Raw genomic sequence first — 24,173 nt, 5'->3', positions numbered from 1 at the left:
CAAGAACGATTTGCAATAATGGCGACCCATTTGTTCCCCTGGAACGCCGAACGCAACGCACGGCGACTGGAACGATCACTTTCTATTCTCCCAGGTCAGGCCAGCATGACACGTATCCAATCAATCGCTTCGCCAACCAAGCTATTCAGCCTGCCTCGCGCATGGCGCGGTATTGCGGCTCTCGTCCTGAGCCTGATGCTCGCACCCGTTGCACTCGCCGACCAGTCGGCCCCTGCAACGCCGCCTGCCGCCACGGCCCCTGCCGCGACCAACGCCGCACCGGCGCCGGTTCAGGCTGACGCCGCAGCGCCTGTGGAGACGCTGGAACCTGCCGCCGAAGACAACAGCCTGGGCATGTCGCACGACCTCTCTCCATGGGGCATGTACCAGAACGCCGACGTGGTGGTGAAAGCAGTCATGATCGGCCTGGCCATCGCCTCGATCATCACCTGGACCATCTGGATCGCCAAGGGTTTCGAACTGCTGGGCGCCAAGCGCCGCCTGCGTACCGAAATCGCCAACCTGAAGAAGGCCCGCACCCTGTCCGAAGCCGGTGAAACCGCTGCGAAGGAAGGCACGCTGGCCAACCTGCTGGTTCACGACGCAATGGAAGAAATGCGCCTGTCGACCAACAGCCGCGAACGCGAGGGCATCAAGGAACGCGTCAGCTTCCGCCTGGAGCGTCTGGTTGCAGCCTGCGGTCGCAACATGAGCTCCGGCACCGGTGTGCTGGCAACCATCGGCTCCACCGCGCCTTTCGTGGGCCTGTTCGGTACCGTATGGGGCATCATGAACAGCTTCATCGGCATCGCCAAGACCCAGACCACCAACCTCGCCGTCGTTGCTCCAGGTATTGCCGAAGCCTTGCTGGCAACCGCGCTGGGCCTGGTTGCCGCGATTCCTGCGGTGGTCATCTACAACGTCTTCGCCCGCTCCATTGCCGGTTACAAGGCGCAGGTCGCCGATGCCTCGGCTCAGGTACTGCTGCTGGTCAGCCGCGATCTGGACCACCAGCCAGCTGCCGAACGCAGCCAATCGCCACACATGGTCAAGGTGGGCTGAACCTTGGGCATGCATCTGAAGGAAGGCGACGACGATCTCGCCGAAAACCACGAAATCAACGTCACGCCGTTCATCGACGTCATGCTGGTGCTGCTGATCATCTTCATGGTCGCGGCACCTCTGGCCACGGTGGACATCAAGGTTGACCTGCCTGCATCTACCGCAACGCCGCAACCCCGGCCCGAAAAGCCGATCTTCCTTAGCGTCAAGACCGACAAGAGCCTGTACCTGGGCGAGGAGAAGGTCGCACGCGAGCAGATCGGTCAGGTGCTGGATGCGCGCACCAAGGGCAAGAAAGACACCACGATCTTCTTCCAGGCCGACAAGGGCGTGGATTACGGCGATCTGATGGACGTCATGAATTCGCTTCGGGGTGCGGGCTACCTGAAAGTCGGTCTGGTAGGCCTTGAGACGGTTGGTAAGAAATGATCACTACGCGCCAAAAACTGACGCGCTATAGCGGTAGTCTGTTGTTGGTGCTGGCCGTGCACGCGATTGCGATCATCGTCGCTCTTCGCTGGCCGGCCTCTCAAGCCATCGAACTGCCTCCGGCAGCCATGATGGTCGAGCTGGCGCCTTTGCCGGAACCCGCGCCGCCGCCACCGCCTCAGGTCGTCCAGCCGCCTCAGCCGCCCGCACCGGAAGAACAGGTGCAGGTGCCAGAGGTCGTGGAAGCGCCGAAGCCGGAAATCGTCGTGCCCAAGAAGGTGGAAAAGCCCAAGCCAAAACCGCAGCCGCCAAAGCCGCAGAAGAAGCCTGAGCCGCCAAAGCCCGAGGAAAAACCTGCCGAAGAGAAACCGGTGGACACGCCTCCGACCACGGCTAAACCCGAGAAATCGGCTGCTCCGACACCGCCGGCACCTGCTTCGCCGCCAAGCAATGCGCTGCCAAGCTGGCAGGGCGACCTGCTGCGCCATCTGGGCAAATACAAGAAGTACCCTGAGGACGCCCGTCGTCGCGGCATGCAGGGTGTGGCTCGTCTGCGCTTCGTGGTTGATGCACAGGGCAATGTGTCGTCGTACGAGATTGCCAGCAGCTCCGGCAGTCCGGCACTGGATCGGGCGACCATGGAGATGATCCGTCGCGCGCAGCCTCTGCCGAAGCCGCCTGCAGAGATCCTCAACAACGGCACCATCGAAATCCTCGCACCGTTCGTTTATTCGCTGGATAAACGCTGAATCGCACTTTTGTTACTCAAGAGTGCTTCTGATAACGTGCGTCTATCGATTGCACCCGCTATGCTGGGGCCGCAACTTCATGGACGCACGTTATGACTCTTACAGAATTGCGCTACATCGTTACGCTTGCCCAGGAACAGCACTTCGGCCACGCCGCCGAGCGCTGTCATGTCAGCCAGCCTACGCTGTCGGTGGGTGTCAAAAAGCTCGAAGACGAACTCGGTGTGCTGATTTTCGAGCGCAGCAAGAGCGCCGTGCGCCTGACGCCAGTGGGCGAAGGCATCGTCGCCCAGGCGCAAAAGGTACTTGAACAGGCCCAGGGTATCCGCGAGCTGGCACAGGCTGGCAAGAACCAGCTGACGGCACCGCTGAAAGTCGGCGCCATCTACACCGTCGGCCCTTACCTGTTTCCCCACCTGATTCCGCAACTGCATCGCGTTGCCCCGCAGATGCCGTTGTACATCGAGGAAAACTTCACTCACGTGCTGCGCGACAAGCTGCGCAACGGTGAGCTGGATGCCGTCATCATCGCGCTGCCGTTCAACGAAGCCGACGTGCTGACCCTGCCTCTGTATGACGAGCCGTTTTCTGTCCTGATGCCTGCCGACCATCCGTGGACTCAAAAAGAGACCATCGACGCCTCGGCCCTGAATGACAAGAGCCTGCTGTTGCTGGGCGAAGGCCACTGTTTCCGCGATCAGGTGCTGGAAGCCTGTCCTACACTGACCAAAGGCAGCGAGGGTGCCAGGCACACCACCGTGGAATCCAGCTCGCTGGAAACCATCCGCCACATGGTTGCGTCAGGACTGGGGATTTCGATTCTGCCGTTGTCGGCCGTCGACAGTCACCACTACGCGCCCGGCGTGATCGAAGTACGTCCGCTGACGCCGCCCGTACCGTTCCGCACGGTTGCCATCGCCTGGCGTGCAAGTTTCCCAAGGCCCAAGGCTATCGAGATTCTCGCTGACTCCGTGCGCCTGTGTTCAGTGGCACGTCCCAAGACAGAAGCGAGCTAGGCAGGAAGAAAATGAGCGAGCTTTCCAAAGTCTCGGTCACCGCGCTCAAGGGCGTCGGCGAGGCCATGGCTGAAAAGCTGGCAAAGGTCGGTCTGGAAAACCTGCAGGATGTGCTGTTTCATCTGCCGTTGCGTTATCAGGATCGGACTCGCGTCGTGCCTATTGGCGCGTTGCGGCCAGGCCAGGACGCGGTGATCGAAGGCGTCGTAAGCGGCGCCGATGTGGTGATGGGCAAACGTCGCAGCCTGCTGGTACGGCTGGGCGATGGCACGGGTGTCGTCAGCCTGCGCTTCTATCACTTCAGCAATGCCCAGAAAGAAGGCATGAAGCGCGGCACTCACCTGCGCTGTTTCGGCGAAGCACGCCCAGGCGCGTCCGGCCTTGAAATCTATCACCCTGAATACCGTGCGATCACGGGCGACGAGCCTGCGCCTGTCGAACAGACCCTGACGCCGATCTACCCCTCGACAGAAGGCCTGACGCAACAGCGTCTGCGCCAGCTCTGTCAGCAAAGCCTGGCGATGCTCGGCCCCAAAAGTCTGCCGGACTGGCTGCCGGATGAGCTGGCCCGCGATTATCAACTGGCCCCGCTGGACGATGCGATTCGCTACCTGCATCACCCACCGGCCGACGCCGACGTCGAAGAGCTGGCTCTGGGTCATCACTGGGCCCAGCATCGCCTGGCCTTCGAGGAGCTGCTGACTCACCAGCTCTCCCAACAGCGGCTGCGCGAAAGCCTGCGCTCGCAACGTGCACCGGCCCTGCCATTGGCGAAAAAACTGCCCAAGCAGTTTCTTGCCAATCTCGGCTTCCCGCCCACCGGCGCGCAACAGCGCGTCGGCAAGGAAGTGGCCTACGACCTCAGTCAGCCCGAACCCATGCTGCGCCTGATTCAGGGCGACGTCGGCTCGGGCAAGACCGTCGTAGCGGCGCTCGCAGCCTTGCAGGCGCTGGAGGCCGGTTATCAGGTGGCGTTGATGGCACCGACCGAGATTCTCGCCGAGCAGCACTACATCAACTTTCAGCGCTGGCTCGAGCCGCTGGGCATCGGTGTGGCGTGGCTGGCCGGTAAACTCAAGGGCAAAGCCCGTGTGACGTCGCTTGAACAGATCGCCAGCGGAACACAGATGGTGGTCGGCACACACGCGCTGTTTCAGGACGAAGTGCAGTTCAAGAATCTGGCACTGGTCATCATCGACGAACAGCACCGCTTCGGCGTTCAGCAGCGTCTGGCGCTGCGCAAGAAAGGCGTGGGCGGCCTGATGTGCCCGCACCAGTTGATCATGACGGCCACACCGATTCCCCGCACGCTGGCCATGAGTGCCTATGCGGACCTGGACACGTCGATTCTCGACGAACTGCCGCCGGGTCGTACGCCGGTCAACACCGTGCTGGTCGCCGACAGTCGCCGGATGGAAGTGATCGAGCGGGTGCGCTCTGCCTGTGCGGAGGGTCGGCAGGCCTATTGGGTGTGCACGCTGATTGAAGAGTCCGAAGAACTGACCTGCAAGGCGGCCGAAACGTCGTTCGAAGAATTGAGCAGCGCGCTGGGCGAGTTGCGTGTCGGGCTGATCCACGGGCGTATGAAGCCTGCGGAGAAAGCCGCGATCATGGCCGAGTTCAAACAGGGCGCACTGCAGCTGCTGGTGGCGACTACGGTGATCGAAGTCGGCGTCGATGTGCCCAATTCCAGTCTGATGATCATCGAGAACCCCGAGCGACTGGGCCTCGCCCAGCTCCACCAGTTACGCGGCCGTGTCGGTCGTGGCAGCGCTGTCAGTCACTGCGTGCTGCTTTACCATCCGCCGCTGTCGCAAATCGGGCGCCAGCGACTGGGGATCATGCGCGAGACCAACGACGGTTTCGTGATTGCCGAAAAGGATCTGGAGCTGCGCGGCCCGGGCGAAATGCTCGGAACCCGACAAACGGGCCTGCTGCAATTCAAGGTCGCCGACCTGATGCGTGACGCCGATCTGTTGCCCGCCGTTCGCGACGCAGCCCAAGCCCTGCTTGAGCGTTGGCCGCAACATGTCAGTCCATTGCTTGAACGCTGGCTGCGTCATGGCCAGCAGTATGGCCAGGTGTGATACAGGCTACGCTTTGGAAACCGCATGCGACCCAACTTGAATAAGGTGGTTATACTTCGGCCACTGTAGGAATTTGGACAAAGACCATGACAGAAGTTGCTCACGTCGATGATTCGCATCACGCCCCGTCGGTTATCCGACAGTTGCTTGAAAAGTTGGCGATCAGCTACAACGAAGTCGTCGATGACAAAAACCTGCAACCGGCGCGCAAGGTTCAGGCCGTCCTGGTCGAAGATGCCGTAGGCGCTCTTCTCATCCTGTTTCCGCAAAGCCAGCTGCTGGACCTCAGCCGGATCACCGAGCTGACGGGTCGGCAATTGACCGCTGTGCCGCACGAGCGGCTGCTGCGCATGCTGGCCAAACACAGCCTGCATGTACTGCCGGGCCTGCCCGCGCTGACCAGTTCACCCTGCCTTTACGATGAGCGCCTGCTGCAGGAGCCCTCACTGTTGGTGGGCTCGGGAGAGCCGGGCGTGTTACTGGAAATCAGCAGCGAAGACTTCAAAGGCATGCTCAGTAAAGCCAGCGCCGCCGTTTTCGGGCAGCCTGTAAGCGCAATTCATCCCAACCTTGATCGTCCTGATGATGATCCCGCAGAAATCACCAAAGCCATGAGTAATTTCACGGCGCGCCGTATCCAGCAACGCCTAGAAGCGACACTGGAAATTCCGCCGCTGGCCGGGACTGCGCAAAAGATCATCAAGCTGCGGGTCGATCCCGATGCGACCATCGACGACATCACCGGCGTGGTCGAAACCGATCCTGCGCTGGCAGCACAGGTCGTCAGTTGGGCGGCATCGCCTTACTACGCGTCGACCGGCAAGATTCGCTCGGTGGAAGACGCCATCGTCCGCGTGCTGGGTTTCGATCTGGTGATCAACCTGGCACTGGGCCTGGCGCTGGGCAAGACCCTGAGCCTGCCCAAGGATCAGCCGCAACAGACCACGCCTTACTGGCAACAGTCGATCTACACCGCAGCGGTCATCGAAGGCCTGACCCGAGCCATTCCGCGCGCCAAGCGACCTGAAGGCGGCCTGACGTATCTGGCCGGTCTGCTGCACAACTTTGGCTACCTGCTGCTCGCGCACGTGTTCCCGCCGCACTTCACGCTGATCTGCCGTCAGCTGGAAGTGAACCCGCATTTGCACCACAGCTATATTGAGCATCACTTGCTCGGCATCAGCCGTGAGCAGATCGGCGCCTGGCTGATGCGTTACTGGGACATGCCGGACGAGCTCGCCACTGCGCTGCGCTTTCAACATGATCCGCATTACGCAGGCGAACATCACGCCTACGCCAATCTGGTGTTTCTGGCCGTGCGTCTGTTGCGCGCCAACGGGGTCGGGGCAGGGCCGCAGCAGGAGATTCCGGATGAGCTGTTCGAGCGTCTTGGTCTGACCCGCGAAAAGGCCAACGAATCCGTCAAGAAAGTACTCGAAGCCGAAGTGCTGCTGCGCGAACTGGCGTCTCAGTTCAGCCAGTAAGCGCTCACTCTGCCCATCGCGTGGGCATGCACCCTGTGCGCTCTGCGTCACTTCGAAAGCGGACGCGGAGCGTCCTGAGAGGCGTTACCACGCTGTAGCGTGGAAACGATCAATATCCGAAGACGAACTTAGTCCGGCTCTCCCTCGCGCCCCGGCAAGTGCTCGTCCAGGTGCAGCCATGGCAATCGGTTTTCGATGAAGATGTGCCGCGAGGGCGCTGCCAGCTCCGGGTGGTCAAGCGTGGCGATGACCACGTCGATCTCCTGCGGGCTGTTGCGGGTGAACAGCGCCGTATGGGCTCCGCAGTTGCCGCAGAAGTAGCGGATGCAGGTCGGACCCGAGTCATAGGTGGCCGGGCTGCCCGCCAGCCATTGGAAAGACGCCAGTGGCACGGAGGTCCAGGTCATGACCGTCCCGCCGGACGTTCGTCTGCAGATGGAACAGTGGCAATGGGCGATGTCCTCCAGAGGCGCATCGAACTGATAACGCAGGTTGCCGCAATGGCAGCCGCCGGTGTGAATCTGGCTCATGACCGCGTCTCCCTGTTGTGCGTCGATAAGCGTGTCGCCTTAAAGTGACCACAAACACTGAATAAAGTGACCACAAACACCGATTGAAAGGTCGGTGAAAGCTTGCGCAATTAGCATCGCCTCACTTCCGGCAAAAAGACCGGCCAGCCCGGGTGTCGCTCCACGCGCTCTCAGGCCCAATTAACAACAATAATGGTGATTGCAATGCTTGCTGAATTTCCGATCCGTACCCTCCTTGCGCCTCCTCTCCACGTACCGCTCCTACTGAGCTGACTCGTTCGTTTCCATCGTTCTGTAGCCGTATTACGTCTGGAGTATTCCCATGCTGACTTTCCTTGGCTTCGCCATGGTCATTGCGTTCATGTACCTGATCATGAGCAAGCGACTGAGCGCGCTGATCGCCCTGATCCTGGTGCCTATCATTTTCGCCCTGTTCGGCGGCTTCGCGTCGCAGATCGGTCCGATGATGCTGGCCGGTATTACCAAGCTGGCGCCGACCGGCGTGATGCTGATGTTCGCCATTCTGTACTTCGCGCTGATGATCGACTCCGGCCTGTTCGACCCGGCCGTGCGCAAGATCCTGAAAATGGTGAAAGGCGACCCGATGCGCATCTCGGTCGGCACTGCGGTGCTGGCCCTGGTGGTCTCGCTGGACGGTGACGGCGCAACCACCTACATGATCTGCGTCGCCGCCATGCTGCCGCTGTACAGCCGCGTCGGCATGAGCCCGCGCATCATGGCAGGTCTGATCATTCTGGCCGGTGGCGTGATGAACATGACCCCGTGGGGCGGCCCGACCGCTCGTGCGGCCAGTGCTCTGCATGTCGATGCCTCGGACATTTTCGTTCCGATGATTCCTGCGATGCTGGCTGGCGTGGTGGCGATCCTGGCGATTGCCTACTTCTACGGCAAACGTGAGCGCGCCCGTCTGGGTGAACTGCACCTGAAAGGCGACGAAGTCGATCACAGCGAAATCAGTGTTTCGCAGTTTCCGGATGCCCGTCGCCCGAAACTGATCTGGTTCAACGGTGGCCTGACGCTGGTATTGATGGTCGCCCTGATCATGGGTCTGCTGCCGCTGCCGGTGCTGTTCATGATTGCGTTCAGTATCGCGATGATCATCAACTACCCGAACCTGCAGGATCAGAAGGACCGCGTTTCGGCTCACGCCGGTAGCGTTCTGGCGGTGGTCGGTCTGATCTTCGCTGCCGGTATCTTCACCGGCATCCTGTCGGGCACCGGCATGGTCGATGCCATGTCCAAGAGCCTGCTGGCCGTGATCCCTGACGCACTGGGCCCTTACCTGGCGGTCATCACCGCGCTGGTCAGCATGCCGTTCACCTTCTTCATGTCCAACGATGCGTTCTACTACGGCGTACTGCCCGTGCTGTCCGAGGCCGCCGCCCACTACGGCATCAGCCCGGTGGAAATGGCTCGCGCCTCCATCGTCGGCCAGCCGGTTCACCTGCTCAGCCCGCTGGTGCCTTCGACTTACCTGCTGGTCGCACTGGCCGGGATCGAGTTCGGTGATCACCAGCGCTTTACCCTGAAGTGGGCGATTCTGGTGTGCATGTGCATTCTGGTTGCAGCGCTGGTCATGGGGATTTTCCCGCTCTACAGCAGTCTATAACTTCAGGCTGTGACAGGCCCGCCATTGACCCGAGGGTTGATGGCGGGCTTTTTCATGTTTGAGGACACCCCATGGAATGGCTGACCAATCCCGAGATCTGGGCTGCATTTTTTACCCTGACCGCCCTGGAAATCGTTCTGGGCATCGACAATATCATCATGATTTCCATCCTCGTCGGGCACATGCCCAAGGCGATGCAGCCACGCACCCGGATCGTCGGGCTGGCGCTGGCGATGGTGACGCGGATTCTGCTGTTGCTCTCCATCACCTGGGTCATGCGCCTGACCGATGATCTGTTTTCGGTGCTGGGCAAAGGCTTTTCCGGGCGCGATCTGATCCTGTTCTGCGGCGGGCTGTTTCTGCTCTGGAAAAGCTCGCAGGAGATCTATCACGGGCTGGAAGGCGAGGAAGAGGGCGCAACGCCCAGGGGCGGCAACGGGCAGTTCTTCTACACCATCATTCAGATCGCCATTCTCGACATCGTGTTCTCACTGGATTCGGTCATCACCGCCGTGGGCATGGTTTCCGATATTCCGGTCATGATCGCGGCCATCGTGACGGCGGTCCTGGTGATGATGCTGTGCTCGGGCGCCATCAGCGACTTCATCAATCGGCATCCGTCATTGAAGATGCTCGCCCTGTCGTTTCTGATTCTGGTCGGCACCGTCCTGATCGCGGACGCGTTCGACGTGCACGTGCCCAAGGGCTATGTGTACTTCGCGATGGCGTTTTCGCTGGGGGTGGAAACCATCAATATCCGAATGCGCATGGCAAGGGCTGTCCGTAAGGAACCCATGAGTGACTCAAGCGATAGGCGCTGACTGGAAGTACAAGCCGCCTCTTATCAAACAACCTGTAACCCACTGAAGTAACGCGATTTTGTGGGAGCGGACTTGTCCGCGAATACTGTATTTCAGGCGATGAATATTCGTCGGATGTACTGGCCTTTTCGCGGACAAGTCCGCTCCCACTGAGTTTGATGCGCGACAGCGCTACGTCGAAGACGTAGTGGCGCCTCCCACAGTCCAGAGACTCTGCGTCACTCAGTGGGAGGGGGATTTATGACACTTTTATTTCAATGAAACCAAGGCTGTGCGATGCTGGCGTCAAGGCCAAAGGCCGACTAAAGCTTAGTAGAGCGCTACAAAACACTTCCCCGCTCGCTACACGCTGCACCTTTCAATCCAATGCCTGTATGGGCAAACCTCAGGGGCTCTCAGTATGCTGACCCTGCTCGATTTGCTATCCGCCGTGGCCCTGCTGATCTGGGGCACGCACATTGTGCGCACTGGCATCCTTCGTGTTTACGGCGCGCAATTGCGGCGCGTGCTCAGCCAGAACATGTCCAAACGTCCGCTGGCCTTCATCGCCGGTATTCTCGTGACCGCCATGGTGCAGAGCAGCAACGCCACGGCAATGCTGGTGACCTCGTTCGTGGGCCAAGGTCTGATGACGCTGACGCCAGCACTCGTGATCATGCTCGGCGCCGACGTCGGCACCGCACTGATGTCGCGAGTGCTGACCTTCGATCTATCCTGGCTGTCGCCGCTGCTGATTTTCCTCGGCGTGGTGTTCTTCCTGTCGCGCAAGCAGACCCGAGCCGGGCAGTTGGGCCGCGTCGGTATCGGCCTGGGGCTGATCGTGCTGGCGCTGCAACTGATCGTCGAAGCGGCCGCTCCGATTACTCAGGCGGCAGGGGTGAAGGTGCTGTTCGCGTCGCTGACGGGCGATCTGCTGCTGGATGCGCTGGTCGGTGCAATGTTCGCCCTGATCTCCTATTCAAGCCTTGCGGCCGTGCTGCTGACCGCCACACTGGCGGGCGCGGAAATCATCGGGCTGCCCGTGGCCATTGGTCTTGTGATCGGCGCCAACATCGGCAGCGGCCTGTTGGCATTCCTGAGCACCAGCATGCAGAACGTGGCGGGCCGGCAGGTCGCGCTGGGCAGTCTGTTATACAAGCTGCTGGGCCTGCTGCTGATCATTCCGGTGCTCAATCCGCTCGTAGCCTGGATCGACACCCTGGGCTTCAGCCCTCAAGAGCTGGTGATCGGCTTCCACCTGATCTACAACACCGCGCGCTGCCTGATCATGCTGCCCACTGTCGGCCCGATGGCACGCCTGTGCACCGCGTTGCTGCCACAGCAGAACGAAGTCGGCGGCCTGGCCAAACCGCGCCATCTGGACCTTACCGCACTGGCAACGCCCAGCCTGGCGCTGGCCAATGCCGTACGCGAAACGCTGCGCATGGGCGATCTGATCGAAAGCATGCTCGGCTCGATGCTGGCCGTGCTGCGCGGCACACAGACCGCCGTCACGCAGGAGGTACGTCGTCTCAACGATGACGTGGAAGCGCTCTATAACGCGATCAAGCTTTACCTGGCGCAGATGCCGCGTGAAGAGCTGGGCGAGCACGATAATCGTCGCTGGGCGGAGATCATCGAGCTGACCATCAACCTGGAACTGGCCGCCGGTCTTATCGAGCGCATGCTGCGCAAGATCCAGCAGCAGAAGACCTCGCAACGTCGCTCGTTCTCGGAAGTCGGGCTAGAGGAGCTGGCCGACCTGCACATCCAGCTGCAGTCCAACCTGCGTCTGGGGCTTTCGGTCTTTCTCAGCGGCGACGAAGAAAGCGCCCGCCAACTGCTGCGTGAAAAACGTCGTTTTCGGGCGCAGGAACGGCGTTTGGCGCATGCTCATGTCAGTCGTTTGCAGCGGAAAGTCGTGCAGAGCATCGAGACCAGTTCGCTGCACCTGGAGCTGATCGCCGACATGAAGCGCCTCAACTCACTGTTCTGCAGCAGCGCCTACGCAGTACTGGAAACCTCCGATACCGGCGCGCTTGCCAGCGAAACCGCAGTGGAACAATCGTTATGAACGTAAGGGGAGTGTCGAAGTCTGTTAAACATACCGGCCCGCAAGGAAAGCTGCGTTATGCGTTGCCTGCTGTTCGCTTGTCTGTTTCTCGTCACACTCCCTTCGTTCGCCCTTGACCGCTTCAAGGTCGAGGGCTATCTGCTGCCCAATGGTCTGCAAGTTCTTCTGAAACCCGGTTACGAAAAAGGCCACGTTGCCATCCGCCTGGTGGTAGGCATCGGCTTCGATGATTTTCAGTGTCAGGACAAGGAACTGCCGCACCTGCTGGAACACCTGCTGTTCAGCGGCATCGACGACACTGGAGAGGGCGGTCTGGAAGAGCGCATGCAGGCGCTGGGTGGCGAGTGGAATGCCTTCACCAGCAACACCGACACCACCTTCGTGCTCGAAGCGCCCGCCCGTAATCAGCGCAAGGTGCTGGACCTGTTGCTGGACGTCATGACAAAGACCGAGCTCACTCAGGACCGGCTCGACAATGTGAAGCGCATTGTCGAGCGTGAGGACGGGGGGCACTTTTCCCATTTGCAGCGCCTGCTTGATAATCGCGGCTCAAGCCACGGCGCCAGTAGCCAACTGGCGATAGAAATGGGGCTCAAATGCGCTGAACGTCCTGAAGTGGACAACATCACGCTGGAACACATCGAAGAGGTTTTTTCCAGCTGGTATGCTCCTAACAACATGACCCTGATCGTGGTCGGCGATCTCGACAAGCTGCTGCCAGCCTATCTTGAACGCACCTACGGCAAGCTGGCCCCGACCGATCCCATCGATCATCCACCACTGGCCGAGAGCAACGGCTCTGCCGAGCCACGACGCGAGCTGGAGCGCGGCGGGCTGGGAGATAACGCCAGACTGCATCTGTTCTACACCGAACCCGAACTCGACGATCAGCACGATGAGACCTGGGATCTGGTCAAGGCCTACCTGGACTGGTCGCTCTACACCGAGCTACGCCTCAAGCATGGCCTATCCTACGGTCCTTCGGCCGAACGCGAAGTGTTCGGCGATGTTGGCTTTCTCAGTCTGAATGCCGATGTCGAACGCGAAGACGCCGATGAAGCCGAGCGGGAAATGCGCGCGCTGGTCGAGCGTCTGCAGAAGGACGGCATGCAGCCTGAAACCTTTGCACGTCTGCAGGAAGCTGCCATTGCACGTCAGGCATGGGCCGTTCAAGGCAACAGCGCACTGGCCGATTACTACTGGGGCGCGATCAACGATTACGAGGACGGACGCTTTGTCGATCCAGCCAAACGCGTCGAGGCCGTGAGCCTGGAAACCGCCAACCGGGCGATGCGCCAGTTGTTGGCTCAGCCGGGCTACATGCGTATCGAAAAACCGCTGCTCAGCTATGACGGCCTGTACTGGGTGATTGCTGCATTGCTGGGCCTGATCGTGGTCCTGCTGGCGCTGTGGCGCTGGCGGGCGCGGCGTAAATAAGAGCCGAACCGGTGCACTGCACCTCTTCGCACAGGGACCCGCGCTGCGTTGTTATGCTGCGCGGGTTTTTGATCGTTTTGAACCGAGTGAACTGCCCAGATGCCTGACCTGAACCGCTTTGTGACACCCGTGCTCGACCTGATGCAACGCTATCCGGGGCTTATTGCGGCTTTTGGTTTCGTCTCCGGTATTGCCAGTTTCATTCTGGTGGATCGTCAGGAAGGTCTGGCCACCTGGATCGCGGTGGTCATGCTGATCAGCTGGCTGTGGCTGATGGTCGAAAACACCATGGTCGGGATGCTCAACAAGGCCATCGGGAGAGAGATTCCCCAGGGGCTGCTGCGTTACGGCACGCAGATGATTCACCAGGAAAGCCTGTTCTTCGTCCTGCCTTTCTTTTTCATCACGACCACCTGGAACAGCGGCCAGGCCGTGTTCACGGCGCTGTTGGGCGCTGCGGGGCTGATCTCGATCATCGATCCGCTGTACTACAAATGGCTCGCGCCACGCCGGTGGTTGTTCATGGCCCTGCACACCCTGACCCTGTTCGCGGCGCTGCTCACCGCGCTGCCTATCATTGTGCACCTAACCACCGCCGAGAGTTACAAGCTGGCGCTGGGTGTCGCGATGCTGCTGTCGTTTCCAAGCCTGGCGTCGAGCTTCCCGCTGACCAACTGGCGCAACGCATTGATGGTCATCACGATGATTGTGGTGGCGGGCGGCGCGGGCTGGCTGCTGCGTTCCTGGGTACCGCCTGCGACGCTGTGGCTGACCGAAGTGGCTGTCAGCCCGGACTTCGACGACAAGAACCGTACACCGGGCGACAGCATCCGCCAGATCAGCGCCAGTCAGCTGCGCGCGAGCGGCCTGTATGCGTACACCGCGATCAACGCGCCACGGGGCCTTGAGGAGCGCATCTATCACGTGTGGCGACATGACGGTAAGGAGATGGACCGGATCGCCCTGGACATCCATGGCGGACGCAAGGAAGGCTACCGCGCCTGGACCCACAAACAGAATTTCCCGCAGGACGTGGTCGGGCGCTGGCAGGTGAGGGTGCTGACAGAAGACGGACAGATGATCGGTGTGCTGCGCTTCAACGTCACCGAGGGTAATGAGCCTGCCGTCAAACGCCCGACCGGCAGGATCATCAAACTCAAGCCGGGTGGCGATACGGGTGAAGAAACCACACCGGAATCGACACCTGAAAAATCCGCGCCCGCTCAGCCGAAGCAGGAGGCGCCCGCTACTGAAGCAGCGCCAGAGACGCCCGCTCAATAATCCGTCAGGTGGCGGTGGCGCCGAAGAACCAGTAGCAGACGAAGATGGCCGCCACTACACCGGCGAACTCGGCGAACAGCGCACACCCTACGGCATGACGGGCGCGCTGAATGCCGACTGCACCGAAGTACACCGCCAGCACGTAGAACGTGGTTTCGGTGCTGCCCTGAATCGTTGCGGCAACCAGCGCAGCGAAACTGTCCACACCCTGGGTCTGCATGGTCTCGATCAGCAAGGCCCGTGCAGCACTGCCGGAGAACGGCTTGACCATCGCCGTCGGCAGCGCATCGACGAAGCGGGTGTCCCAGCCCAGCCACTCGACCATGTGCCTGATGCCTTCCAGGCCAAAGTCCAGCGCACCTGAGGCACGCAACACCCCGACAGCGCACAGCATGGCCACCAGATAGGGCAGCAGGCTCTTGGCGACGTCGAAGCCTTCCTTCGCGCCTTCGACAAACGCTTCGTAAACCTGCACCTTGCGCAGTGAGCCTACGATCAGGAACATCATGATCAGGCCAAACAACGTGAGGTTACCGAGAATGGACGACAGACCCGCCAGTGCAGCCGCCGACAGGGTCGCCAGAAAGGCCATGAAACCGCCGAGCAGCAGCGCGCCGGGAATCAGATAGGCCAGCACCACCGGGTCCCACAGCCGCAGACGCTGCATGAATGCAACCGACAGCAGCCCCACAATCGTCGAGGCGCTGGTGGCCAGCAGGATTGGCAGGAAGACCAACGTAGGGTCCGCAGCCCCTTGCTGGGCGCGGTACATGAAGATCGTCACCGGCAGCAGGGTCAGGGACGACGCGTTCAATACCAGAAACAGAATCTGCGCGTTGCTGGCGGTGTCCTTGCTGGGGTTGAGCTCCTGCAGGGAACGCATGGCCTTGAGCCCGATGGGCGTGGCGGCGTTATCCAGCCCGAGTGCATTGGCAGCGAAGTTGAGGGTAATCAGACCCAGCGCAGGATGGCCGGGCGGCACTTCGGGCATCAGCCGCAAAAACAGCGGTCCAAGCACCTTGGCCAGCCAGTCGACGATCCCGGCCTTCTCGGCAATGCGCAGAAAACCGAGCCAGAGGGTGAGGGTGCCGAACAACAGCACCATGACCTCGACCGACAGCTTGGCCATGGCGAAGATGCTTTCGACCATCGCCGCAAAGATGCCCGCATTGCCGCCAACCAGCCACTGCGCCATCGCGGAAATCGCCGCCACGACAAAAAAACCAAGCCACAGGCCATTGAGCATCGGATAAGTCCTTCACAAGATGCGGGGGATGATAACGGCGGGGTGGGCTGGAGGGAAATCGGCGGGCCATGTTCGGCCTTGCACGCGGGTTGTCGTCAACCATTTGAGGCAGAAGTTGACGCCTGCGTTGTTTTTTCGTACGGTGATCGGGTCGAAGCGACTGACCGGATGAGATCGAGCGCTTCCTGGCCTGACGAGTGATCGAAGGGTGTCCGCGCAAGGCGGGCCGAGGCGAAAGCCATAGCAGTGTCCGGATCTGTTTCACCGAATACGAAAAAGGCACCTTTCAAAAGGTGCCTTTTTTCGTTTCTGCATCTCAACGCCTGGTAGCGGTTGGTAGACCATTGTAGATCTTGCCGCACAACAGCACGAACGCCATGCTGCCTTTCAGGCGGGGGCCGCTGTCGTCATCTGTGTGGTACGCACTCTCTACGACCAACTGTAAATCCTGCCACTGGCGCCGATACTTTGCTGCTAAAGCGTCGCCCTTGCTTGAGCTTCAGTGCCGGCGAATTCTAGCCGTCAAAAGACTTGAAAAGCTAAATTCCCATGCCCTTCAACATCGGTAGAAACACAAAACCCCGGAAATCCGGGGTTTTGTATTTTTGCCATTCAGCGATCACTCAACCGCAGGATTACCCAGCGGGACCGATTCCTTGCTGCGCCAGTGCGGCAGGGAGTCCCAGTAGGCCTGGCCCTTGGCGTCGTCGTACATGCCTTCCCAGCGAGAGATGACCAGGACGGCCAGGGCGTTGCCGATCACGTTCAGGGCGGTGCGTGCCATGTCCATGATGCGGTCTACACCGGCGATGAACGCCAGGCCTTCCAGCGGAATACCCGCGCTGCCCAGTGTGGCCAGCAGCACCACGAAGGACACGCCCGGAACACCAGCAATGCCTTTGGAGGTCACCATCAGGGTCAGGACCAGCATCAGTTGCGCGCCGACCGAAAGATCAATGCCGTACAGCTGAGCAATAAAGAGCGCCGCGATGCTCTGGTACAGCGTCGAGCCGTCGAGGTTGAAGGAATAACCGGTCGGCACCACAAAGCTGCAGATCGCTTTCGGTGCGCCGTAGGCTTCCATCTTCTGGATGACGCGTGGCAATACAGTCTCGGAGCTCGCGGTGGAGTAGGCCAGGATCAGCTCGTCCTTGAAGATGCGCATCAGTTTGATGACCGAGAAGCCGAAGGCGCGGGCGATCAGGCCAAGTACCACAAAGGCGAAGAAGGCGATGGCCACGTAAACCAGAATCACCAGCTTGGCCAGCGGCAGCAGCGAAGCAAAACCGAAATTGGCTACGGTCACGGCGATCAGTGCGAAAACGCCGATGGGTGCGTAGTTCATGATCATGTGGGTGACCTTGAACATGGTCTCCGACACGCCCTGGAACATTTTGACCAGCGGATCACGTACTTCAGCCTGAAGACTGGAAAGACCCAGACCGAACAGCACCGAAAAGAAGATGATTGGCAGCATCTCGCCACGCGCCATGGCGGCAAAGATGTTGGATGGAATCAGGTTGAGGATCGTGGCGATGAACGCGTGATCGTGCTGGACCTCGGCAGTGGTCTGCTGATATTTGGAGATATCGACCGTACCCAGCGTGCTCATGTCGATGCCGGTGCCAGGGTGGAACACGTTGGCCAGGACCAGACCGACCAGAATCGCGATGGTCGTGACCACTTCGAAATAGATGATGGTTTTGAGGCCTATACGTCCCAGCTTCTTGGCATCGCCTACGCCTGCAATGCCCACGACAAGCGAAGCGACAACGATAGGGATGACGATCATCTTGATCAGGCGAATGAAGATGTCACCCGCTGGCTGAAGGATATTAGTGATCCACCAGGCCTTCTCGGCGCTGAAGTGATTGAGCAATGCGCCAACAGCGATACCCAGCGCCAGACCGATCAGGATCTGCCAGGCCAGACTCAGCTTTGCCTTCTTCATATTATTACCCTTGTTGAAAGTGGCTTGGGCAACTCCAAAACCGACACGCTGAAAAGGGCTTTTTCCACAGCCTTTTCAAGGGGCGGATACCTTTGGGCTGTCCACAGAAGGTCACCGCAGTCGAGCATCCCGGCTCTGTAGCAGGCGAAAAAAGTCGCAACTATTCCCACGACATGGATCCACGTCTAATGCCGTAAACGACTACCTCATGCGAAATCGGCATACAAAAACGACAAAAAGGATTGATTCACGACACGACGGATGCCGCTATTCGGCGCAAAGGTGGCTAAAACGTCGCCTACGTTGTAAAGAGGGCCGAACAATCGGGAGGGGAGTTTTGCGGGGTCGGACCGATGTTGTTACAGGATTTAATAGATATACGGTTGACCGGGATTGAACTAAACAGCAAATACGTAAAGCGCCGCACGAGTGAGGCAGTTCCCGACCGACGACGTCGATGCATGGAACCTTCCACTGTGCGGCTGCTTGCCTGACCCGGCCCTCAACGGAGGTACTCCCTGTACCCCTAGGTCGCGCCGATCATTTCAATCAACACAACCCGGCCCCTTGGTCATGCGCGTACCTTCCTCAGGTCGCGCAATAAGGAAGAGCCATCAAGCTCTTCCCCTCTGGATCAATACCAGTTCGGATCCTTGCGCAATTGCTCGTTGAGCAGTTGCTGCATGCCCTCGTCGGGCTTGCCCAGGTACCGGTAGGTGGCATGACGCGTTGGCGATTTGTCCGCAGGCAGACCGGCGGGCACTTCAACCAGCATTGCGTAGGCATCTTCCTTGTCGAGACTGAAAGCCACGATCAGGCGCTTGCTTTTGCACGTATCGGCGGTCTCGCAAAGCGGACCCACCAGATACGGATCACCATCCTCGGTCACTGCCGTCATCTGCTCGGAAGTGCCAGAAAGATTGATCACCCAGTCGGGCAGTCGCTCTTCCTTCTTCACAACCTTCGCCCAGGTCTGGCGGTATTCGGGCGCTGAAGACAGCAACTCGTTTACACGCGCCTGACCATCATTGGCGGCAATCACCACAGCACTGCCGCCCATCAACAGGGCGGCAGCCAGCGCACGGAGCGACGTATGCATCGTTAGCCTCGACCGCGACGACCGAAGAAGAACGAAACAACGAACATCACCAGGAAGACAACGAACAGGATCTTGGCGATGCCTGTAGCTGTACCGGCGATACCACCGAAGCCAAGTACTGCAGCGACAATGGCGATGATCAGAAACGTGATAGCCCAACTCAACATGGTGATACTCCTTTTTTTACAGCTGTTTGAATGTATTGGATGCAGTCATTTCAAGTCGGATCAGAAGACCCATTTTTGCTGCGGCGCTACGTCATTCGAAGAGATGACACCCTCTACAGGGCGCAGGCTCAATGCAGTGTTCTGGGCCGCTGGAGCGCTGACGCTCCGATACGAGACGCTGCTGTGAATGATTTGCTGTCTGGTTTCAGTCGCTTCGTTGGCCTGAGACCAACGCTGGAACTGCTGAATGGCGATCAGGGTGACGAGCAGGGCGAGAAGCAGAAACAGACCTTGCTGTACGTGCAGAGGGGAGATACGCAACTGTGCGATACGCTGGCTGTTCATCCGCAAACTCCCTCCGCCCCCTGGGGCATTCGATCAATCGTATGGGCCGTATGTACCGGCCTTCGTTGAAAGGGATATTGCAGACTGCATGCCAGTTTTCAGATGCCAAATAAATCCAATAAAATCAACAGGTTGAAAGATTTTTAAAAGAGGGCCTGCGAGCAAGCTGCACGATTGCACCTTTGCAATCGTGCGTTCTGCACGAAGCGCAGCGACTGCCGCGCCGCCGATTATCAACCTGCGCTGCGAGCCATGACTTTCAAGGCGTCGGCGTTTACGCCTTTCACGCCCCGAATGTTGCGTGCAATCTCGACCGCCAGCTCTTTTTCGGCGAAGTTGGCCACCACACCGTTAAGCGTTACCAGACCCTCCTTGGTATCGACCTTGATGTTCAGACCGTCGAGGTTGCGGCTGTAGATCAGGCTGGATTTCACTTTGCTGGTGACCCAGGCGTCGCTGAGTTGCTCGACAGGGTTGAGGTTCTGCGGCTGGGTCTTGGCAGCGATGGAGTCCGCCGCACTCAGGCTGATGAGGTTATTGACGCTGACAACCCCATCCGTGTTGCTGGCGAGGCTGCCTGCAAGCTCCTTGGCTTCCGGGCTTTGGGCGCGACCCTTGAGCGTGACCACGCCATCCTTGCTGTCCACATCAATGTTCAGTGCCTCGGTCACGCTGCTCCACAGCAGCTTGGACTTCACAGTCGCCACCAGTGTGGCGTCTTCAAAGCGCTGAGCCATATTGGCTTTGGTGCCGGGCTCACTGGCGAGGGCCGCGTCGGTCTCAAGCTGGTTATCGACCTTGTCGATACCTTTGATGTCCAGCGCAATACGCTCGGCCAGTTCGCGGTCGACTTCGTTTTCTACCTTGCCCTTGAGCGTCGCGGTGCCCTGTTCGACATCCACATCGATCTTGAAAGGGCTCAGGTGCTTGTTCAACGCGAAAGCGGTCCAGATCGAACCTTCCTGACGCGCTTCAGCCAACTGGGTGGGCAGATCGCCTTGAGCCTGCGCGAGCAATGGGCTGCTGCCCAGCACCGCAGCGGTCGCGGTGATCAACGCGATCTTTTTCAGTGAGTGCATGGCGTTCTCCTTCTGAGGTTGGCGTTTCGTCTTTGAACAGACGGTTTTAGCGACATAAACACGGATTAATCAGCCTGTTCGTCATTAGATGAACAGATCGCTAGCATGCATGCCGCAGAATCAATCAGAATTGACCATGCAACTTGCCCGATGATTCCGAGACTAACCAAGACAATTCACTAAGGAGCGTAGGAAAAATGGAAGCAGCCACTGAGAATCAGGGCCGTATTCTGCTTGTGGACGATGAGTCCGCCATCCTCCGCACTTTCCGGTACTGTCTGGAAGACGAAGGCTACAGTGTCGCCACTGCCAACAGCGCAGCGCAGGCGGACACATTGATGCAACGCCAGGTATTCGACCTGTGCTTTCTCGATTTACGCCTGGGCGAAGACAATGGCCTGGATGTGCTGGCACAGATGCGGGTTCAGGCGCCATGGATGCGCGTGGTCATCGTGACCGCCCATTCGGCGGTGGACACAGCGGTTGATGCCATTCAGGCCGGCGCGGCCGACTACCTGGTCAAACCCTGCAGCCCTGACCAGCTGCGACTGGCGACCGCCAAACAGCTTGAGGTCAGGCAGCTGTCGGCTCGCCTGGAAGCGCTGGAAGGGGAGATTCGCAAACCCAAGGACGGCCTGGACTCCCACAGCCCGTCGATGATGGCGATTCTGGAAACGGCCCGTCAGGTGGCCGTGACCGACGCCAACATTCTGATCCTCGGCGAGTCAGGCACCGGTAAGGGAGAGCTGGCGCGCGCGATTCACGGCTGGAGCAAGCGGGCCAAGAAATCCTGCGTGACCATCAACTGCCCGTCGCTCACTGCCGAACTGATGGAAAGCGAATTGTTCGGTCACAGCCGCGGGGCCTTTACCGGCGCCAGCGAAAGCACGCTCGGTCGCGTTAACCAAGCGGATGGCGGCACCCTGTTTCTCGACGAGATCGGCGATTTTCCGCTTACTTTACAACCCAAGTTGCTGCGTTTCATTCAGGACAAGGAATACGAGCGTGTCGGCGACCCAGTCACCCGACGTGCCGATGTACGCATCCTTGCCGCCACCAACCTGAATCTGGAAGACATGGTGCGCAGTGGCCGTTTCCGCGAAGACCTGCTCTATCGCCTGAACGTGATCACCCTGAACCTGCCTGCCTTGCGCGAGCGCAGCGAAGATATCCTGACCCTGGCGGACCGTTTTCTGGCCCGCTTCGTCAAGGAATACGCGCGTCCGGCCCGCGGCTTCAGCGAAGAGGCGCGTGCGGCACTGCTCAATTACCGCTGGCCGGGCAACATCCGCGAGCTGCGCAACGTCATCGAACGGGCCAGCATCATCTGTCCGCAGGAGCGGGTGGAAATCAGCCACTTGGGCATGGCGGAACAACCGGCCAACAACGCGCCTCGCGTCGGTGCTGCGTTGAGCCTGGACGAGCTGGAAAAAGCCCACATCGGCGCCGTTCTGGCGACCAGCGACACACTCGATCAAGCAGCGAAGACATTGGGTATCGATGCCTCGACGCTTTATCGAAAACGCAAACAGTACAACCTGTGATTGAGCGCATATGAAACTGGCCATGAAGTTGCGCACTCGACTGTTCCTGAGTATTTCAGCCCTTATCACCGTGGCATTGCTGGGTCTGTTGTTGGGCCTGGTCAGCGTCATGCAGATGGCCAGAACCCAGGAATCGCTGATCCAGCACAACTTCGCCATTCTCGATACGGGGCTAAAACTGCGGCAAAACCTGGGTGACCAGTTGGCATTGATGACCGGCTCGCAGCATGACGAGGCGGTGCTGGGAGCATCCCAGGAAGAGTTCAAGCATCTGCTGGATCAGAGCGCCGTCGGTGACAACCGGCTGACGGTCATGGGCACGTTTGAAAAGACTCGAGACGACTATCAGCGTTTCATTGACGACTGGAAGCGCCTGGGCGACGACCCGCGCGGCATACGCGGAACCCCCGAGCTCAGCGCCAGCTTCGACAAGTTGCGCAACGGCCTGCTGGACATTCATCGGCAGGCGCTGGAAAACATCAGCAACGCCGAGATCAACTCTCGGGAACGTGCGCTGTGGATCGCGGGCCTTCTGGGATTGGTCGGGCTGGCTGTGCTGTGCATCGGTTTTGTAACGGCACACGGCATTGCCCGCCGTTTCGGCGCACCCATCGAAGCGCTGGCCAAGGCCGCCGACCGCATCGGGCAGGGCAACTATGAAGTCACGCTGCCAATCTCTTCAGCGGCTGAAATGAATCTGCTGACCCGACGCTTCGGCATCATGGCCGAGGCGCTGCGCCAGCATCAGGCGACCAATGTCGATGAACTGCTGGCAGGCCAGCAACGCTTGCAAGCGGTGCTGGACAGCATCGACGACGGCCTGCTGATGATCGACCGGCAGGGCCGCCTTGAACACTTGAACCCTGTGGCCCAGCGTCAGCTTGGCTGGGACGAGAGTAGACTCGGACAAGGGCTCGGCGAAGCGATGGGCCATCCCGAACTGGACGAGCAATTGCACCTGATTCTGCGTGGCGGCAGCCTGGAGCGCGCCCCGGAAGACCTCGCCATCGAGATCGACAGCGAATCGCGCCTTCTTACTTACAGCATGACGCCGGTAAGCCACACCAAAGGACACATCCTTGGCGCGGTGATGGTCTTGCACGACGTCACCGAGCAACGTGCTTTCGAGCGTGTACGCAGTGAGTTCGTGCTGCGTGCTTCACACGAACTGCGTACGCCGGTCACGGGCATGCACATGGCATTTGGTCTGCTGCAGGAGAGGCTGCATTTCGCGCCCGAATCCCGTGAAGCGGACCTGCTCAATACAGTTACCGAAGAAATGCAGCGCCTGATGCAGCTCATCAACGACCTGCTGAATTTTTCGCGTTATCAGAATGGCCTGCAGAAGCTCAAGCTGGCGCCTTGCTCCATCGAAGCGCTGCTGGAGGAGGCCAAGGCGCGCTTCGAAGAACAGGCTCAGGAACAGGGCATCGTTCTGATGCTGGACATTCACGAAACCCTGCCGCGCCTGCATGCCGACCAGGCCCAGCTGGAGCGGGTACTGGACAACCTGCTCGACAACGCCCTGCGTCATACCCCGGAAAACGGCCTGATCCGCCTACAGGCCAAACGTCATGGCGAACGCGCTGTTATCAGCGTGGAAGACAACGGCGAAGGCATTGCCTACGGTCAACAGGCGAGGATCTTCGAGCCCTTCGTGCAGGTCGGACGCAAGAAAGGCGGAGCAGGACTCGGACTGGCGTTGTGCAAGGAGATCGTCCAGCTGCACGGCGGCCGAATGGGCGTCTATTCGCGCCCAGGGCAGGGCACGCAGTTCTACATGGCGCTGCCGCTTTAGCCAATACCGTGAAATGCACGCACACCTGCTTCTGCAGCTCTCGGGGGTTACGACGGCAGCGATGGGCTGCGCAGCGGCCCCAGATTGCATCTGACACACCTCGTGTGCAGGTTTTGCTGCCGATTCCCTGCAGATCGCCTCTTATCAAACAACCTGTAATCTGCTGGATGAACACGTTTTTGTGGGAGCGGACCGGGCGGCGTTCCGTTTGTCCGCGAAAAGGCCGGTACATCCGACGCATATGCAGTGGCTGAAATACTGCATTCGCGGACAAGTCCGCTCCCACTGAGTTTGCTGCGCGACAGCGCTACGTCGAAGACGTGGTGGCGCCTCCCACAGATATAGCGCTTTTTCAGTGATTTATG

General features: G+C 59.7%; 20 protein-coding genes. 13 read left to right on the top strand and 7 right to left on the bottom strand.

All coding sequences use genetic code 11. The features are described from left to right. Positions 1–105 precede the first annotated feature (105 nt). The 6 genes from exbB to QRN20_RS19840 all read left to right on the top strand — a co-directional run bounded on the left by exbB (position 106) and on the right by QRN20_RS19840 (position 6,827). Entirely contained in the window at positions 106–1,062 is a 957-nt protein-coding gene (exbB, locus tag QRN20_RS19865; RefSeq protein WP_029241374.1) for a tonB-system energizer ExbB, read from the top strand. Between the two features lie 3 nt (positions 1,063–1,065). Beyond that, positions 1,066–1,491 carry a TonB system transport protein ExbD gene (gene exbD / locus QRN20_RS19860; RefSeq protein ID WP_004887194.1) on the top strand — a complete coding sequence of 142 codons (426 nt, stop codon included), beginning with the start codon at positions 1,066–1,068 and terminating at the stop codon, positions 1,489–1,491. Further along, the gene (locus QRN20_RS19855; protein WP_004887195.1) at positions 1,488–2,240 is read left to right on the top strand and encodes an energy transducer TonB; all 753 of its coding nucleotides are present in this window, start codon (positions 1,488–1,490) and stop codon (positions 2,238–2,240) included. The genes exbD and QRN20_RS19855 overlap by 4 nt, the downstream gene beginning before the upstream one ends. A gap of 92 nt (positions 2,241–2,332) precedes the next feature. Then, positions 2,333–3,256, top strand: a complete 924-nt coding sequence (locus tag QRN20_RS19850; RefSeq protein ID WP_004887197.1) for a hydrogen peroxide-inducible genes activator — start codon at positions 2,333–2,335, stop codon at positions 3,254–3,256. An 11-nt stretch (positions 3,257–3,267) separates the two neighbouring features. Further along, positions 3,268–5,343, top strand: a complete 2,076-nt coding sequence (gene recG, locus QRN20_RS19845) for an ATP-dependent DNA helicase RecG (RefSeq protein ID WP_043302930.1) — start codon at positions 3,268–3,270, stop codon at positions 5,341–5,343. Between the two features lie 86 nt (positions 5,344–5,429). Continuing rightward, the gene (locus tag QRN20_RS19840) at positions 5,430–6,827 is read left to right on the top strand and encodes an aminoacyl-tRNA deacylase and HDOD domain-containing protein (protein WP_057408103.1); all 1,398 of its coding nucleotides are present in this window, start codon (positions 5,430–5,432) and stop codon (positions 6,825–6,827) included. A gap of 128 nt (positions 6,828–6,955) precedes the next feature. Here QRN20_RS19840 and QRN20_RS19835 read toward each other — a convergent pair whose 3' ends face one another. Continuing rightward, a complete protein-coding gene (locus QRN20_RS19835) occupies positions 6,956–7,357 on the bottom strand; it encodes a GFA family protein (RefSeq protein ID WP_088234273.1) in 402 nt (133 codons plus the stop codon). A 322-nt stretch (positions 7,358–7,679) separates the two neighbouring features. Between QRN20_RS19835 and QRN20_RS19830 the strand changes: the two genes are divergently transcribed. From QRN20_RS19830 to QRN20_RS19810, 5 genes are all read left to right on the top strand, one after another. Further along, on the top strand, positions 7,680–8,987 hold the full coding sequence (locus QRN20_RS19830) for a CitMHS family transporter (RefSeq protein WP_029241378.1): 1,308 nt from the start codon (positions 7,680–7,682) through the stop codon (positions 8,985–8,987). A gap of 71 nt (positions 8,988–9,058) precedes the next feature. Further along, entirely contained in the window at positions 9,059–9,808 is a 750-nt protein-coding gene (locus QRN20_RS19825; RefSeq protein WP_088234272.1) for a TerC family protein, read from the top strand. 400 nt (positions 9,809–10,208) lie between these two features. Further along, positions 10,209–11,861 carry a Na/Pi cotransporter family protein gene (locus QRN20_RS19820; protein WP_029243046.1) on the top strand — a complete coding sequence of 551 codons (1,653 nt, stop codon included), beginning with the start codon at positions 10,209–10,211 and terminating at the stop codon, positions 11,859–11,861. A 57-nt stretch (positions 11,862–11,918) separates the two neighbouring features. Beyond that, a complete protein-coding gene (locus QRN20_RS19815) occupies positions 11,919–13,298 on the top strand; it encodes a M16 family metallopeptidase (protein ID WP_285361041.1) in 1,380 nt (459 codons plus the stop codon). A gap of 99 nt (positions 13,299–13,397) precedes the next feature. After that, positions 13,398–14,579 (top strand): DUF5924 family protein, encoded by a 1,182-nt coding sequence (locus QRN20_RS19810; protein WP_029243048.1) that lies wholly within the window; start codon positions 13,398–13,400, stop codon positions 14,577–14,579. A gap of 4 nt (positions 14,580–14,583) precedes the next feature. Here the strand turns inward: QRN20_RS19810 and QRN20_RS19805 are convergent, their stop codons facing one another. From QRN20_RS19805 to QRN20_RS19780, 6 genes are all read right to left on the bottom strand, one after another. Further along, a complete protein-coding gene (locus QRN20_RS19805; protein WP_029243049.1) occupies positions 14,584–15,825 on the bottom strand; it encodes a spore maturation protein in 1,242 nt (413 codons plus the stop codon). 619 nt (positions 15,826–16,444) lie between these two features. After that, positions 16,445–17,776 carry a glutamate/aspartate:proton symporter GltP gene (gene gltP, locus QRN20_RS19800; protein ID WP_122522461.1) on the bottom strand — a complete coding sequence of 444 codons (1,332 nt, stop codon included), beginning with the start codon at positions 17,774–17,776 and terminating at the stop codon, positions 16,445–16,447. A gap of 634 nt (positions 17,777–18,410) precedes the next feature. Beyond that, complete coding sequence (locus tag QRN20_RS19795; protein WP_004887662.1) at positions 18,411–18,875, bottom strand: inhibitor of vertebrate lysozyme family protein; 465 nt, start codon at positions 18,873–18,875, stop codon at positions 18,411–18,413. 2 nt (positions 18,876–18,877) lie between these two features. Beyond that, a complete protein-coding gene (locus QRN20_RS19790; RefSeq protein ID WP_002555679.1) occupies positions 18,878–19,042 on the bottom strand; it encodes a DUF1328 domain-containing protein in 165 nt (54 codons plus the stop codon). Positions 19,043–19,102: 60 nt separating this feature from the next. Further along, complete coding sequence (locus QRN20_RS19785; protein WP_025996452.1) at positions 19,103–19,387, bottom strand: hypothetical protein; 285 nt, start codon at positions 19,385–19,387, stop codon at positions 19,103–19,105. Between the two features lie 233 nt (positions 19,388–19,620). Further along, on the bottom strand, positions 19,621–20,466 hold the full coding sequence (locus tag QRN20_RS19780) for a BON domain-containing protein (RefSeq protein WP_025996453.1): 846 nt from the start codon (positions 20,464–20,466) through the stop codon (positions 19,621–19,623). Between the two features lie 197 nt (positions 20,467–20,663). On the opposite strand from QRN20_RS19780, the gene algB reads away from it, so the two are divergent. Together algB and QRN20_RS19770 are read left to right on the top strand one after the other, a co-directional pair. Further along, positions 20,664–22,010 (top strand): sigma-54-dependent response regulator transcription factor AlgB, encoded by a 1,347-nt coding sequence (gene algB / locus QRN20_RS19775; RefSeq protein ID WP_004887656.1) that lies wholly within the window; start codon positions 20,664–20,666, stop codon positions 22,008–22,010. A 10-nt stretch (positions 22,011–22,020) separates the two neighbouring features. After that, on the top strand, positions 22,021–23,808 hold the full coding sequence (locus QRN20_RS19770; protein WP_096767830.1) for a KinB sensor domain-containing domain: 1,788 nt from the start codon (positions 22,021–22,023) through the stop codon (positions 23,806–23,808). The last annotated feature ends 365 nt before the right edge of the window (positions 23,809–24,173 follow it).

Source organism: Pseudomonas sp. fls2-241-TYG-175 (assembly GCF_030209155.1).
Lineage (GTDB): Bacteria > Pseudomonadota > Gammaproteobacteria > Pseudomonadales > Pseudomonadaceae > Aquipseudomonas > Aquipseudomonas viridiflava.
Note: the sequence above shows the minus strand (reverse complement) of the source record. Positions and strands in the feature narration are given on the sequence as shown.